Raw genomic sequence first — 14,188 nt, forward strand, 5'->3', positions numbered from 1 at the left:
GGGGGCAGCGAGCCGCGAGAACGGGATCAGGCTGTGCGATTGCGCCGCGCGCGGGGCCTTGCCGCCATGCCGATGCGTCGGCATGGCGTGCGAACGCTTACCAGGGCTCCAGCAGCCAACCCTGTTGCGTGGCCCGCAGCCTGTCCGTGAGCGCCAGGTTGTCCAGGAACGCCTCGTCGTGCGACACCACGACCAGCGCGCCCGCATAGCCGCGCAGCAGGCTTTCCAGGGCGAGCAGGGAGGGCAGGTCGAGGTGATTGCCCGGTTCGTCCAGCAACAACAGGCGCGGCGGCGGATCGGCGTAGAGCGCGCACGCCAGCGCGGCCTTCAGGCGTTCGCCGCCACTGAGCGAGCCGCTGGGCGCCAGGATCTTGCGCGCATCCAGGCCGAGGTGGGCCAGGCGTGTGCGCAGTTCGCCTTCGTCCAGGTTGGGGTTGGCGGCTTGCAGTTGTTCGAGCACGGGCCGCTCCGATGCCAGGCCGGCCAGCCGCTGGTCGAGATAGACGCTTTCGGGCGCCGCCGTCCTCGCGCCGGACAGGGGCGCAAGCTGGCCCGCGAGCACTTTCAGCAGGGTCGACTTGCCGCAGCCATTCGGGCCGGTGACCGCCACGCGTTGCTGGCCGCCCAGCAGCAGGCTGACATGGCGGGTAGGGGCCGCCACGAAAGGCAACGTGACGGCGTCCAGTTGCGCCACGCGCCGCTGCGCCGCCTGTGCGACGGGCAGGGCGTGCAGCGAGATTGCGGCGTCGTTTTCGACTTGCGCGGCGGCCTCGCGCACGGCCTGTGCCAAGCGTTCGTGGGCGACTGCGTGTTGCTGCTTCAGTCTGCCGGCCGAATCCTCGCTGCGGCCCTTTTGCCGATCGAGCAGGATCCTGGCCTGGTTGGCCTGCTTGCCGTGCCGCTGGCCGCGCGCCTGCCGACGCTCCTGCCGTTCGCGCTGGGCCTGCATCGCCTGCTCTTCGCGCCGGCGCTCGAGCTTGCGGTGTTCCAGCCGCTCCAGCGCATTGGCGCGTTCGTGGGCCTTGCTGGCGGCATAGACGCTGTAGTTGCCGCCGTAGCCGCGCAGGCCCAGCGATGACAACTCCACGATGCGCGCCAGGGTGTCGAGCAGGCGCCGGTCGTGGCTGACGACCAGCAATCCGCGGGGCCAATGGCGCAGTTGTTCGATCAGCGCGTCGCGGTTGCGGCGGTCCAGGTGGTTGGTGGGTTCGTCCAGGATGAGGAATTCGGCTTCGGACAGCATGGCGCTGGCCAGCGCGACGCGCATGGCTTCGCCGCCGCTGAGGGCGCTGGCCGGCGTCGCGGCGTCAAGATGGCCCAGGCCGTCGCGAGCCAGCGCGTGTTGCAGGCGTTGGTGGATATCCCAGCGATCGCCGACTTGCTCGAAGTCTTCCGGCGCGCTGCTGCCGGCTTCGATGCGCGCCAGGGCGTCCAGCGCGGATTGCACGCCGGCCAGGCTGGCGACGGTGGCGCCGGCGGGCGGGGAAACCTGTTGGGCCAGGTAGAAGACGCTGCCCGATCGCAGGCAGCGTCCGCTCGACGGCGGCAACTGCCCCGCCAGGATGCGCGCGAGCACGGTCTTGCCGGCGCCGTTGCGCCCGACCAGGCCGGTGGGGCGTTGGTCGAAGGTTTCGTCGAGTCCGGAAAAAAGCGGGCTGCCGTCGGGCAGCAGGTACGACACGCGTTCCAGCGTGAGATAGGGAGTCGTCATGCGTGATGCTTCCAGAGATGCCAGGAACTCCCCCTGCGAACGGGGGCGGGTGGAGACTGGCCGTCATTGCGACGGCGGCATCAATGGCGCATGGGACGAATACCTCGATGAATGTGATCCAGGCCGATACTTTAAAAGCCCCTGGCGGAATTGGCAAAACGCGTGCGCGGCAAGGCTGCTCGGGTTGACGTGAGGCCTGCGCCGCAAAGGCATCCGGATTGGCAAAACGCGTGCGCGGCGAAGGCATCCGGGCCGGGCAAACGCGTGCGGATGCGCGCCGTTTCAGGCCTCTAGGGCCTGCGCCACGAGCCATCCCGCCAGGTACAGCCCCACGCCGAACGATGCATGCGCCATCAGGCTGCGCAACCGCGCCACGCCGGGTTTCGGGGTTTTCGACGCGGCGATGCCGGCGCCCATGCCGGGTTGCAGGATCAGGAACGGCGCCGCGACCGTGGCGATGCCGACGATCAGCGCCGGAAGCAGCGTTGGCCGCGCGGCCCAGCCCGGCCCCCAGATCGCCAGCAGCAGCAGGGCGAACAGGATGCCGATGCCGTAGTGGGCGAGCCAGCCGATGGCGCGTTCGCCGCCTATGGGCGCGGAACGCGCGATGCCGAGGTGCGTCAGGCGGCCTTGGGGCAGGTGGCCGAGCCAGCGGCCGACCAGGGCGTAGTCCAGCGATGGCACGCCGAACAGGCGCTTGAGCAGCAGTGCCCACAGGTCCATCACGAGGGTGGCGCCGATGCCGATAAGCGCGGCGCGAAGCAATAGATCGGGGGACATGCGGGGGGGCCTCCGGCAATATTGAACAACAATCAATAGATTAATTGAATGTTATTCAATAACGTTTCGCGGTGTCAATGGCACGCGCGGACGATGGGGTGTTGCCTACCCGAAGCGGCACGGGCTGGAAGGTCGTTGACCTTGGCGCTGGAGCGACGCCGCGGGCGGCCGGCGTGCCGTTATTCGGCCCTGTCGCCGCCGGCCGCGCGCAGGAAGTTGGCTTCCAGCACGTTGAGCACGCGGTTCAGCGTGTCGACGTCGGCGGTCGACAAGCCCTTGAGCGATTCTTCGAAGAAGGCCGCGCGCTTGGGCAGGGCTTCGTCGACCACCGCCTGGCCCGCTGGCGTGAGGCGGGCGTTGGTCAGGCGGTTGTCGTTCGGATCGATGGCGCGCGCGATCCAGCCGAGTTTCTGCATGGCCTGCAACTGCCGGGTGAGCGAGGCGGGGTCGAGGCGGCAGCGTTCGGCCAGGTGCTTCTGCGAGCATTGGCCGCATTCGTGCAGCGCCAGCAGGATGCGCCAGCGCGGCAGCGCGTGGCCAACCCTGCCGCTGAAGGCGCTCTGCATGACCCGGTAGGTCTGGCCCATGTGCTGGATGACCTGCAGGCCCTGTTGTTGTTTGGGCAAAAGCTACTCTCCGACGGCGGCGGGCTCCGGCTTGGTGGGACGCGCCAATTGCACCAGGGGGACGCGCCGCACGCACCACAGCGCCAGCACCGCGACCGCCAGGGCAATGAGCTGCCCTTCGTGGATGGCGCCGACCAGCGCCACGCGCGCGATCTCGATCAGCGACGTTCCATCCTGGCCTTGATGCGCCAATTGTGCCAGGAACTGGGCCTGGGCCTGGGGATTGACCAGCATCTGCGGGTCGTCCAGTTGCGGCAGCCAGCGCGCCGAGGCGCCGCGCAGGGTCGATTCGACGCCGCTGAAATAGCTGTGGCTGACCATGGTGCCGACCACGGCGGTGCCGAGCATGCCGCCGATCATGCGCAGCGACTGCAGCAGCGCGGTGGCGATGCCCAGATGGCTGCGGCCGGCGGTCTGCTGCGCGAACACGGTCAGGTTGGGCATGATGAAGCCCATGCCCAGCCCGGCCATCAGCATGTAGGCGGCGATCAGGCCCTGCGGCGTGTAGCTATGAGTGGTGACGATGCCCAGACAGGACAACGCCAGCAGGATGAAGCCCGCGTACAGCATGCGGTTGGGGTTGCGGATGCGCGTGATGATGCGGCCGTTGACGATGCTGCCCACGGTGATGAAGACCACCATCGGCGTGATCAGCAGCCCGGCGTCCTGCGGCGACAGGCCGAAGCCGCCCTGCAGCAGCAGCGGCGCGTAGAACAGCAGCGAATACATGGTCACGCCCACCAGCAATGCCAGCATGAACAGCATCGCCAGGCCGCGGTTGCGGAACATGTCGAAGGGCAGCAGCGGGTGCGGGCAGCGCCGTTCCCACCAGTACAGCAGGCCGAAGGCGGCGACGCTGCCGGCGCCCAGCAGCACGATGGCGGCGCTGGCGCCTTCCTTGGGCAGCAGCTCCACCAGCAGTTGCAGGCTGCCGAGCGCGGCGGCGATCAGCAGCGCGCCCTGCCAGTCCAGGCGCACCTTGCCGCTGGTGTGGTTGCGCAGGTGCGGCAGGTAGCGCGCCACGAACCAGAGGCCGAGAATCCCGATGGGCAGGTTGACGTAGAACACCGAGCGCCAGCCGTAGTGCTCGGTCAGCGCGCCGCCCAGCGTCGGGCCGACCGCGTTGGCGATGCCGAAGGCCGAACTGAGCATGACCTGCCAGCGCAGCCGCACGTGCGGATCCGGGAACAGGTCGGGGATGGAGGCGAAGGCGGTGCCCACCAGCATGCCGCCGCCCACGCCCTGCAGGGCGCGCGCCAGCACCAGCGTGAACATGCTGTCGGCGGCGCCGCACAGCACCGAGGCCAGCGTGAACAGCACGATCGCGGCGACCACGAATGGCTTGCGGCCGTAGTAGTCGCCCAGGCGGCCGAAGATCGGCACGGTGATGACCGAAGTCAGCAGGTAGGACGTCGCCACCCAGGCGTACAGCTCGAAGCCCTTGAGTTCGGCCACGATGGTGGGCAGCGCGGTGCCCACCACGGTCTGGTCGATGGCCACCATCATCATGACGAAGCACATGCCCAGCATGGCGAGCAGGGTCTGGCGGAAGGGAAGCACCTGGCCGGGTGAAAAAGGGGTGCTGGGGGCGGCGGCGGGCATTGTTGGATGGATCAATGATTGATGAGTCAATCATTCTAGCCCTACAATCCGCAAGACAGAAAACCGTCAGTTTCGGGCCCGGCGCGCAGGTGGGCCCGATTTGTTACGATAGCGGTATGTGCACGCTGGTGTTGCCGGCGTCTTTCAGCAGGTCTTTCCATGGCAGTTCCTTTCCGCTTGGCGTCCCGGCTCCCGGCCTGGCGCTCGCGGCGGCACGCGATCGAAGACGGACAAATCAGGAAGCCACGCGCCGGGCGCGACGGCATAGCGCCATTCCCGCGCCGGACGCGGGGGGTGGCATTCAAGGATTACCAGTCGAGGTACCGACGGGGCGGCAATGAAAACGTGGTTCAAGCGCATTCTGATAGGCCTGGTGGTGTTGATTGTCGTGGCCGTCGTTGGCCTGGCCATCTTTTTGCTGACGTTCGACCCCAACGCGTACAAGTACAAGCTCGAAGAGTTGGTGCAGGAACGCTATCACCGCACCCTCACCATCGATGGCGAGATCCAGCTTTCGCTGTTCCCGCGCATCGGCCTGTCGGTGCAGGGCGTGTCGCTGTCCGAGGTCAATAGCACCGATACCTTCGCCTCGATCGACAGCACCCGCCTGGCGGTGGCCGTGTGGCCGCTGCTGTCCAACAGCTTCGTGGTCGACCATGTGGCCATCAGCGGCTTCAAGGCGCGGGTGGTGCGCAACAAAGACGGTCAGTTCAATTTCAGCAATCTGGTGGGCGGTACCGCGCCGGTGGTGGCCACGCCCGCCAATCCGGCCGAGGCGCTCGCCGGCGCCGCCCAGACCGCCGCGCAGGCGCTCACCAGTGGCACGCTGCCGCCGTCGCGCAACAACATGCAGATCGACATCGCCGGTCTCGACCTGAAGGACGGCGAGGTGCTGTTGCAGGACGAAATGTCCGGCATGGCCGTGGCGGTCACCAAGATCAATGCCAATACGGGCCGCGTCACGTTCAACCAGCCTTTCGACGTGCGCCTGGCCGCGCGCATCGAAGGGGGCAATCCGCGCATCGACGCCAACCTGACCGGCCAGGCGTTGCTGACGCTGGACCCGTCGGCCAAGCGCTACGCGGCGCAGAAGCTGGATCTGCGCATGGACGGCAAGCTGCCGGGCGCCGAAGCCAAGAGCCTGGCGATGCGCGGCAACCTCGCGTTCAATGGCCAGAAATCGGCATTGAATGTGGCTGGCCTGGAGGTCGTGTTCCAGGGAGACGTCACCGATCCAGCGGCGCGCGCCACCAATGTCGAAGCCAGCGTGGCGATGCCCAAGCTGTCGATCGATCCGCACAAGAGCCAGTTGCAGATCGAGAAGCTGGCGGTGCGCGCCAAGGGGGGCGTGGCCGATGGGCCGTTCGAGTTCGCCGTCGACGCGCCGGCGCTGAATATCTCGCCGACGCAGGCCACTGGCGAGGCGCTGACCGGCCGCGTGCGGCTGAGCGGCCTGGATGCCAGTTTCGGCTTGAATGGCATCAGCGGCAACGCCGCCGAACTCGACATCAAGGAGGCCAAGCTCGACAGCACCTCCAAGCGTGGCGACCGGGTCGTCAAGCTGACTTTCGCCTCGCCGTTGACGCTGAACCTGCTGCAGCGCCAGGGCGGCCTGTCGGGCTTGCGCGGCGACGTCAGTATCACCGATCCGGGCCTGCCCAAGGGCAGCCTGCAGATTCCCGTGATCGGCAGTCTCAACGTCGACCTGCTCAAGGACACGGCCAGCAGCAAGATCAACGCCGTGCTGGAAGGCGGCAAGTTCGACCTGACCGCCGACATCGCCAAGCTGAGCGATGCGCCGCAGGTCAAGTTCGCGCTGGCGGTGGATACGCTGGACCTGGACAAGCTGGTGCCGCCGGCCGTTGCCGCCGCCGCGCCGGCCAAGCCGCCCGCCGACGGCAAGAAAGACGAGAACAAGCCGGCGCAACCGGCGCCGGCCGCGCCCGCGGACGATTCGATCAATCTGTCGGCGCTGGTCGGCCCCAGCGTGAACGGCACGCTCAAGGTGGGCAAGCTGGTGGTGCGCGGCCTGAAGGCCGATGAGGTCGCGGCCGCCGTCAAGCTTGATCGCGGCAAGCTCGACATCTCCAGCCTGACCGCCGGCCTCTACGGCGGCAAGCTCGCCGGCGCGCTGTCGCTGGACGCGGCGCAGGGCAACCAGTTGGCCACCAAGATGTCGCTGGCGGGCATCGCCATAGAGCCGCTGCTGGTGGACTTGGCGCAGCGCAACGTGCTGAGCGGCACCGGCAGCCTGGCGCTGGACCTGAAGACCGCGGGCGCCAATGCCTATGCCATGAAGAGCGGACTGGGCGGCACCGTGCAGGTGCGGCTGCGTGACGGCGCCGTCAAGGGCATCAACCTGACGCAGACGCTGCGCGAACTGAAGGCCGCGCTCAAGCCCGAGTCGCAAGACGAGACCGTGGCGGCCGATACCAGCAAGCAGACCGCCTTTTCCGAAATGGAAGCCGACCTGGCCTTCACCAAGGGCGTGGCCAACGTCAAGCGCCTGAACGTGGTGTCGCCGCTGTTGCGCGTGACGCAGGGCGAGCCGGCCACCATCGACTTCGTCAAGAGCGAGTTGAACCTGGTGGCGCGGGCCCGCGTGGTCAACCCCGCCGCCGACCCCGAGGGCAAGGAACTGATCGACCTGAAGGACGTGACCATCCCCGTGCACATCAAGGGGCCGTTCGACAAGCCCACGTACACGCTGCTGTGGAAGGATGCCATCGGCGGTATCCTCAAGCGCAGCCTGGAGAACAAGCTGCGTGAAGCCGTGACCGGCAAGGGCAAGGGGGGCGCGGCGGTCGACAAGGCGCTCAAGGGGCTGCTGGGCAGATGAGCGCCGGCGCTTTCCAACCCATTGCCCAATGCGGCATGACGGCGCAGGCCGAGGCCGCGCCCTATCACCGCCAATGGCTGGTGGCCAACGATTCGGGCCAGTGGCTCAACCGCGAGCTGTGTCCGCGGCTGGCCGACATCGCGGTGGAACTGCGCCTGGGCTACCTGGTGCTGCGCGCGCCGGGCATGCTGCGCATGGATATCCCGCTGGACGTGATCGAGGACGACGACAGCGTGCGCTACAGCATGAAGGTCGGCGAGCAGGTCATCGACGTGGTCGACGAAGGCGAACTGGCCGCCGCCTGGATCTCGAATTTCGTGCAGATACCCTGCCGCATCATGAAGGTGCACCCGGACACACCCGTGGCCACCTGGCCGGACTGAGCCTGGCGGGACGGCGGTCCAACGCGCGGCGGCGCGGGTCTAGGCCGCGGGCTTGCGCGTGTATTCGAATACAGTGTGGGCCAGCAGGCCCGCCGCCAGTCCCCAGAATGCCGAACCGATGCCCCAGAAACTGAAGCCCGAGGCCGTGGCCAGCAGCGTGATGAGCGCGGCTTCACGCCGTTGCGGGTTGGCCATCGCCGCTGCCATGCCGCCCATGATGGTGCCCAGCAGCGCCAGCCCGGCCAGCGCCGCCAGCAGCGCGGCCGGCAGCGCCTGGAAGAACACCGCGACCGCGCCGGCCACGATGCTCAGCGCGAAATAGCTCACGCCATAGGTGGCCGCCGCGATGTAGCGCTTGGCGGGTTCGGCATGCGCTTCGGGGCCGGTGCAGATGGCTGCGCTGATCGCGCCCAATGTGACGCTGTGGGCGCCGAAGGGAGCGGCCAGCAGGCCCAGGAAACCGGTGGCGGCGACCAGCCGCGAGGCCGGCGGACGGTAGCCGGCGGCCTGCAGGATGGCCAGGCCGGGCAGGTTCTGCGAGGCCATCGCCACCACGAACAGCGGCACGCCCAGGCTGATCGCGGCCTGCATGCTGAAGGCCGGCGTGGTCCAGACGAATTCGGTCAGGCGCCAGTCCAGTTGCTCGACCTGGATCAAGCCGAGGCCGGCGGCCATGGCCACCGCCACTGCCATCACTACCAGCACGGCGTAGCGCGGCGCCCAGCGGCGGCACGCCAGGTAGGCCGCGCACATGGCCAGCACCAGCGCGGGTTGCTTGCCGATATTGGTGAACACGCCCATGCCGAAATTGAGCAGCACGCCGGCCAGCATGGCGGCGGCGACTTCGCCGGGAATGCGGCGCAGGATGGGATCGATCCAGCCGAACAGGCCGCAGGCCAGCGTCAGCGCGGCGGCCAGCACGAAGGCGCCGATGGCTTCGGGAAAGGGCACGCCGGCCAGCGCGGTGACCAGCAGGGCCGCGCCGGGCGTGGACCAGGCCATGACGATGGGCAGGCCGGTGCGCAGGCTGTAGGCCGCGCCGCCCAGGCCCAGCACCAGGCTGAGCGAGCCGATCCAGGAACCGATGCGGGCAGCGTCCAGGCCGGCGGCGTGGCCGGCCTGCACCATCAGCACGGCGGTGCCGCCGAAGCTGACCAGCACGGCGACCAGGCCGGCCGCGATCGCGGAGGCGGACAGGTCGCGGCGGGCGTTGGGTCGGGTGGCGGGGGGATCGAAGACGGGTTGCGCGGTGTCGCTCATGCGGCACCGGTCAGGCGGCGGTACTTGGCCATCAATTGTTCCTGGCCTTCATTCCATTGCGGATGCAGCTCGATGCACTCGACCGGACAGACCACCTTGCACTGCGGCTCGTCGTGGTGGCCGACGCATTCCGTGCAGCGGTCAGGGTCGATGACGTAGTAGTCCTCGCCCATGGAAATCGCGTCGTTCGGGCACTGGGGCTCGCAAACGTCGCAATTGATGCATTCTTCGGTGATGGTCAGGGCCATGATGGGGAGGCTACGGAATCCGGCAGGGATACTGTAATTGTACTGCCGGGCCCGACGGGCGCCCGGCATGCCCCTGGCGTCGACCTGCCCATCCTGGCGATCGCGGGCCGCCAAAATGCAGGGAGGGCGCACAAGGCGCCCTCCGGGAGGGTTCGGTGAGGCGGGGAGCGGGACGCTCAGCCCGGCCAGGATTGCTCGCGGCGTTCCTTGGCCTTTTCCTGCAGCCAGCGTTCCACCGAGGGGAACACGAACTTGCTGACGTCGCCGCCCAGTTGGGCGATTTCGCGCACGATGGTGCCGGAGATGAACTGGTATTGATCCGACGGCGTCATGAACAGGGTCTCGACGTCGGGCAGCAGGTGGCGGTTCATGCCCGCCATCTGGAATTCGTATTCGAAGTCGGACACGGCGCGCAGGCCGCGCACGATCACGCGCCCGCCCTGGTCGCGCACGAAGTCCTTGAGCAGGCCGCCGAAGCTCTGCACTTCCACGTTGGGATAGTGGCCCAGCACTTCGCGCGCGATGTCCACGCGTTCGTCGATGCTGAAGAAGGGTTTCTTGTTGCGGCTGTGGGCGATACCGACCACGACCTTGTCGAAAAGCGTGGCGGCGCGGCGGACCAGGTCTTCGTGGCCTCTGGTCAGCGGGTCGAAAGTGCCGGGGTAAACAGCGATGATCATGCGAGCTCCGTACCGTTATTAGTGGTGTACACCATCCTCCGAAGCTCGGATTATTGATCTATTTGCGCAATGCAGCAAATTCCAGCAGATGGTAGTGGACCGCGCCTGCCTTGTCCTGGCGCAGGATCTCGAAGCCGTCGGGCGGTTCGATGGGGCTTTCGGCCTCGACGTAGACCAATCCGCCCTCGGCCAGGATGCCGGGCAGGATCGGCCAGAGGCGCGGCAGCCAGCCTTGTCCGAAGGGCGGATCCAACAGGATGAGGTCAAAGCGGGACGCATCCATTCTTTCGACGACCTGCATCGCATCGCCCACATGGATGCGTATCATGTCGGCTTTGAGCTTGTCGCGCAGTGTCCGCAGCGCGGACGCGGCGGTCTTGTCCCGCTCGACCATCTGCACATGCGCCACGCCGCGCGAGGCCGCCTCGAAACCCAGGGCGCCGCTGCCGGCGAACAGATCCAGCACCTGCTTGTCGGCGAATTCGCCGCCCCACAGGTGATTGAGCCAGTTGAACAGCGTTTCCCGCACCCGGTCGGGCGTCGGGCGGAGCGTCTCCACGTCGGGCACGACGATAGGGGTGCGCCGGTATTGACCTCCGACGATACGAATATACTTGTTACCCATGTTTAGCCGCTTTTTCAAGAAAAAATCCCCTCCGCCCGCCGCGCCGGCCCAGCCCGCGCCGCCGCCGGAGCAGGTGGACGCCGGGATCGCGCCGCAAGCCGAGGCCGAGGTTCCCGCCCAGCCCATCGAACCCGCCGTTCCGGCGCGCGAATTCGCGCCCGTCGCGACGCCCGAGGTGACCCTGCCGGTGCCGTCCGCCGAGGTGCCCGCGCCGGCTCCGGCCAGTGTGCCGCAACCGGCGCCGGCCGTGGTGCCGCAGCCGCAGGCCTCGGCGCCCTTGGCTGCGCCCCTGTCCGCGCCGGTTTCCGCGCCCGCTTCTCCCACGCCCACTTCTCCCGCGCCGTCCAGCGCCGCTGCGCCGGCCGTTGCCGCGCCGCCGGTCGCTTCCGCGCCGGTCGCCGCAGCGCCCGTGCCACAGCAGCCAGAGGCTCCCGCGCCGGCTGCTGCGCAACCTGTCGCCACGCCGCCGGCGCCGGCTCCCGCCGCGCCCGAACCGGAAGCCGCGCCCAAGAAGGCGTCCTGGCTGTCGCGGCTCAAGCAGGGGCTGTCGCGCACCGGCCAGAGCATTGGCGGCATCTTCGTCGGCGTCAAGGTCGACGAGAACCTGTTCGAGGAACTCGAATCGGCGCTCATTATGGCCGATGCCGGCCTGGAAGCCACCGAGAAGCTGCTGACCGCGCTGCGCGCGCGAGTCAAGAAAGAGCGCATCGAGGACCCCGCCAAGGTCAAGGCCGCGCTGCGCCAGTTGCTGGCCGATCACCTGCGCCCGCTGGAGCGCGCCTTCGACCTGAAGCGCGCGCAGCCGCTGGTGGTGATGATCGCGGGCGTCAACGGCGCCGGCAAGACCACGTCCATCGGCAAGCTGGCGCATACCTTCCAGCGCCAGGGCGCCAGCGTGCTGCTGGCCGCGGGCGACACCTTCCGCGCCGCCGCGCGCGAGCAACTGATCGAATGGGGCAGCCGCAACAACGTCACCGTGATCTCGCAGGATGGCGGCGACCCGGCGGCGGTGGCGTTCGACTCGGTCAACGCCGGCCGCGCGCGCGGCGTGGGCGTGGTGATGGTGGACACGGCCGGCCGCCTGCCGACCCAGTTGCACCTGATGGAAGAACTGAAGAAGATCCGCCGCGTCATCGGCAAGGCCGATCCGGCCGCGCCGCACGAAGTGCTGCTGGTGGTGGACGGCAACACCGGCCAGAACGCGCTGGCGCAGATCCGCGCGTTCGACGCGGCCATCAACCTGACAGGCCTGGTCGTGACCAAGCTGGACGGCACCGCCAAGGGCGGCACGCTGGCGGCGGTGGCGGCGGGCAGCCAGGGCGTGCGGCCGATCCCGGTTTACTGGATCGGCGTGGGCGAAAGCCTGGAAGACCTGCAGCCGTTCGTGGCCGACGAATTCGCCGGGGCCTTGCTGGCCGACTGATCCGTCCCGCTGATACCGGCACGGGCCTCGCGCCCGGCGCAAACGCGGTCCGCGAAGGACCGCGCCGCCTTACTTCCAGAACGGCTTGCTGCTTGCCAGGTCGTCGAAGGCGCGTTGCGCATCCACCGCCAGTTCTTCCAGGCGCGCGCTGATCCAGCCCAGCGCGAACCAGGCCTGTGGGTGCGTGGCCGTACACGACTCGTAGTAGTCCTTGGCCACCGCCAGGTCGTTGATTTCGCCCAGGATGTCCTGCACCCGCGACAGCAGCTTGCGGTAGCCGCGCAGCTTGCTCGGGGGCAGCAGCGATTCGGCGAAGGCCAGGCTGTAGCGCAGGCGCTTGCCGCGCTTGCGCAGCTCGTGGCGGGTGGGGATGTCGAGCGTGGCGAACTGGGTGCCCTGGTCGGCCACCTTGCTGTGCCAGCGGTGCAGGCGCCGCGCCAACTGCTTGTGCAGTTGCTGCGGATCGGGCTCGGGCGCCAGCATGGGGATGATGGTGGGCTTGACGCTGGGGCCGGCGATGCCGCCTTCCAGGCGGATGGCGGGCTCGGGCGCGGCATCGCTGGGCATGCCGTTGGCGACGGGCAGGCCTTCGCTGGTGGGCACCGCGGGCGGCACGTCCAGGCTCCATTCCAGCAGTTCTAGCAGCCACGCCTGGAAGGCCTTGCCGCCGGCGATGGCGCGGGCGTCCTGTTCGGGCGGCGCCGCTTCCATGGGAATGACCGGCATGCCGGCGCGCATCAGCGCGGGCGCCACGGTTTCGTTCAGCACGTCCTGGTCGCGGTTGGCGCCGAAGGCGGCGAAGTGGGCGCGCACGCCTTGCATGATGGCGTCGGGGATCGGCCCGATCCAGCCGTCGAACAGCTTCCAGGCCGACCGCAGGCGGCGGATGCCGACGCGCAACTGGTGCACGTGCTCGGAATTGCCGGCGCGGTACACGCCTTCGGTGTCGACCTCGGCCAGCACCGCGGCGTTGCGGGCGATCTGGTCGAGGCATTCGGCGGCGATGCGGCCCATGGCCTGCGCCGCGGTCATGTCTTCGCGCAGCTTGACGGCGGCGGCGGTGCGCGGCGCCCAGAACAGCGCGATGGCCTGGGCACGGCGGCTGTCGATGTCGTCGCCCGGGACGGCGTCGACATCGGCCAGGCGTTGCGCCAATTGCGCCAGCGCGTCGCCGCGCTCGGACTTGCTGCGGGGGTCCAGCACCAGGTTGTGGCGCTGCTGCCAGCCGCGCGCGACCGCGAAGATGGCGGCGGGGCGGCCCGAGACCAGTTCGAATTCGAGTTCGGAGATCGGCAGCTCCAGCGCGCCGGCGCGCAGGATGCCGGTGTCGTAGGCCAGTTCGACGGTGCCGTAGCGCGTGCGCACCTTGCGCAGCATGCGCTGCACGTCGGTTTCATAGCGCAGGCCGAGTTCGCCCTTGATTGCGGCCAGCGCGGCCTCGACCTCGGTGCCCGCATAGACCGACAGGTCGAGCACGGGACCCGGGCGCGGGTGGTTCAGTTCGATGCGGGTGATGGCGTTGATGCCGGGCATCTTCAGCGTCTGCACCCAGTCGCGGCCCTCCTGGCGCAGGCGGATGGCGATGCGTGCCCGGGCCAGTTCGCGCTCGGGCGTGTCGAAGTACATCGCATGCAGGCGGATGCGCGTCGCCTCGCGCTGCTTGATCTCTCGCAGCACGGCCTGGCGGGAAGCCGTGGGCACGTGCAGTTTCAGTTCCTGTTCCGACATGGCGGCGGGTGTCCAACGGCAAAAGCCGAGATCTTAATCAAATGGGGCCGGTGGTTTGATGACCGGTCATATTTATTTCACAAACGCTCCCATGGAGCATAGACGCGGTTGCGGTGCATCAACAATCGTCCGCAAGCCGGTCGAGGGACATTTTCCGCTTTGATTGCGTCCGCGCAATGACCCGGGCAGGCTGCGACGCGCCACAGGGGGCATTTTCAGATTTGCAGCTGCCGGGTGGATGCTTGCCGCGGCGGTCAGGAGTCGCGCGCGGGCGGGCAAAAAA

At 68.4% G+C, this 14,188-nt stretch carries 12 protein-coding genes; 3 read left to right on the forward strand and 9 right to left on the reverse strand.

Features of this window, described 5'->3' with window-relative positions:
- Positions 1 to 97: 97 nt before the first annotated feature.
- The 4 genes from AC6LKG_RS09160 to AC6LKG_RS09175 all read right to left on the reverse strand — a co-directional run bounded on the left by AC6LKG_RS09160 (position 98) and on the right by AC6LKG_RS09175 (position 4,719).
- The gene (locus AC6LKG_RS09160) at positions 98 to 1,711 is read right to left on the reverse strand and encodes an ABC-F family ATP-binding cassette domain-containing protein (RefSeq protein WP_498164024.1); all 1,614 of its coding nucleotides are present in this window, start codon (positions 1,709 to 1,711) and stop codon (positions 98 to 100) included.
- Positions 1,712 to 1,993: 282 nt separating this feature from the next.
- Positions 1,994 to 2,491: a DUF2938 domain-containing protein gene (locus AC6LKG_RS09165; RefSeq protein WP_498164025.1), complete on the reverse strand. Its 498-nt coding sequence runs from the start codon at positions 2,489 to 2,491 to the stop codon at positions 1,994 to 1,996.
- A gap of 179 nt (positions 2,492 to 2,670) precedes the next feature.
- The gene (locus AC6LKG_RS09170; RefSeq protein ID WP_498164026.1) at positions 2,671 to 3,117 is read right to left on the reverse strand and encodes a MarR family winged helix-turn-helix transcriptional regulator; all 447 of its coding nucleotides are present in this window, start codon (positions 3,115 to 3,117) and stop codon (positions 2,671 to 2,673) included.
- 3 nt (positions 3,118 to 3,120) lie between these two features.
- Entirely contained in the window at positions 3,121 to 4,719 is a 1,599-nt protein-coding gene (locus AC6LKG_RS09175) for an MDR family MFS transporter (RefSeq protein WP_498164027.1), read from the reverse strand.
- Between the two features lie 337 nt (positions 4,720 to 5,056).
- Between AC6LKG_RS09175 and AC6LKG_RS09180 the strand changes: the two genes are divergently transcribed.
- Entirely contained in the window at positions 5,057 to 7,558 is a 2,502-nt protein-coding gene (locus tag AC6LKG_RS09180) for an AsmA family protein (protein WP_498164028.1), read from the forward strand.
- The gene (locus tag AC6LKG_RS09185; protein WP_498164029.1) at positions 7,555 to 7,941 is read left to right on the forward strand and encodes an MOSC N-terminal beta barrel domain-containing protein; all 387 of its coding nucleotides are present in this window, start codon (positions 7,555 to 7,557) and stop codon (positions 7,939 to 7,941) included. The genes AC6LKG_RS09180 and AC6LKG_RS09185 overlap by 4 nt, the downstream gene beginning before the upstream one ends.
- Before the next feature lie 39 nt (positions 7,942 to 7,980).
- Here AC6LKG_RS09185 and AC6LKG_RS09190 read toward each other — a convergent pair whose 3' ends face one another.
- From AC6LKG_RS09190 to rsmD, 4 genes are all read right to left on the reverse strand, one after another.
- The gene (locus tag AC6LKG_RS09190; RefSeq protein ID WP_498164030.1) at positions 7,981 to 9,201 is read right to left on the reverse strand and encodes a benzoate/H(+) symporter BenE family transporter; all 1,221 of its coding nucleotides are present in this window, start codon (positions 9,199 to 9,201) and stop codon (positions 7,981 to 7,983) included.
- Positions 9,198 to 9,449, reverse strand: coding sequence for a YfhL family 4Fe-4S dicluster ferredoxin (locus AC6LKG_RS09195; RefSeq protein WP_006391351.1), 252 nt, complete (start codon positions 9,447 to 9,449; stop codon positions 9,198 to 9,200). The genes AC6LKG_RS09190 and AC6LKG_RS09195 overlap by 4 nt, the downstream gene beginning before the upstream one ends.
- A 176-nt stretch (positions 9,450 to 9,625) precedes the next feature.
- Positions 9,626 to 10,129 (reverse strand): pantetheine-phosphate adenylyltransferase, encoded by a 504-nt coding sequence (coaD, locus tag AC6LKG_RS09200; protein ID WP_006385942.1) that lies wholly within the window; start codon positions 10,127 to 10,129, stop codon positions 9,626 to 9,628.
- 58 nt (positions 10,130 to 10,187) lie between these two features.
- Entirely contained in the window at positions 10,188 to 10,754 is a 567-nt protein-coding gene (rsmD, locus tag AC6LKG_RS09205; RefSeq protein WP_049076134.1) for a 16S rRNA (guanine(966)-N(2))-methyltransferase RsmD, read from the reverse strand.
- 277 nt (positions 10,755 to 11,031) lie between these two features.
- On the opposite strand from rsmD, the gene ftsY reads away from it, so the two are divergent.
- Entirely contained in the window at positions 11,032 to 12,177 is a 1,146-nt protein-coding gene (gene ftsY / locus AC6LKG_RS09210; protein WP_498164053.1) for a signal recognition particle-docking protein FtsY, read from the forward strand.
- A 69-nt stretch (positions 12,178 to 12,246) separates the two neighbouring features.
- Here the strand turns inward: ftsY and AC6LKG_RS09215 are convergent, their stop codons facing one another.
- A complete protein-coding gene (locus tag AC6LKG_RS09215) occupies positions 12,247 to 13,905 on the reverse strand; it encodes a CYTH and CHAD domain-containing protein (RefSeq protein ID WP_498164031.1) in 1,659 nt (552 codons plus the stop codon).
- Between the last annotated feature and the right edge of the window lie 283 nt (positions 13,906 to 14,188).

The organism is Achromobacter sp. 46006 (assembly GCF_059761975.1).

Excerpts from the sequence above, each read along its gene's own strand:
- AC6LKG_RS09160 (WP_498164024.1), bottom strand. The coding sequence starts at position 1,711 with ATGACGACTCCCTATCTCACGCTGGAACGCGTGTCGTACCTGCTGCCC.
- AC6LKG_RS09165 (WP_498164025.1), bottom strand. The coding sequence starts at position 2,491 with ATGTCCCCCGATCTATTGCTTCGCGCCGCGCTTATCGGCATCGGCGCC.
- AC6LKG_RS09175 (WP_498164027.1), bottom strand. The coding sequence starts at position 4,719 with ATGCCCGCCGCCGCCCCCAGCACCCCTTTTTCACCCGGCCAGGTGCTT.
- AC6LKG_RS09180 (WP_498164028.1), top strand. The coding sequence starts at position 5,057 with ATGAAAACGTGGTTCAAGCGCATTCTGATAGGCCTGGTGGTGTTGATT.
- AC6LKG_RS09185 (WP_498164029.1), top strand. The coding sequence starts at position 7,555 with ATGAGCGCCGGCGCTTTCCAACCCATTGCCCAATGCGGCATGACGGCG.
- AC6LKG_RS09190 (WP_498164030.1), bottom strand. The coding sequence starts at position 9,201 with ATGAGCGACACCGCGCAACCCGTCTTCGATCCCCCCGCCACCCGACCC.
- AC6LKG_RS09195 (WP_006391351.1), bottom strand. The coding sequence starts at position 9,449 with ATGGCCCTGACCATCACCGAAGAATGCATCAATTGCGACGTTTGCGAG.
- coaD (WP_006385942.1), bottom strand. The coding sequence starts at position 10,129 with ATGATCATCGCTGTTTACCCCGGCACTTTCGACCCGCTGACCAGAGGC.
- rsmD (WP_049076134.1), bottom strand. The coding sequence starts at position 10,754 with ATGGGTAACAAGTATATTCGTATCGTCGGAGGTCAATACCGGCGCACC.
- AC6LKG_RS09215 (WP_498164031.1), bottom strand. The coding sequence starts at position 13,905 with ATGTCGGAACAGGAACTGAAACTGCACGTGCCCACGGCTTCCCGCCAG.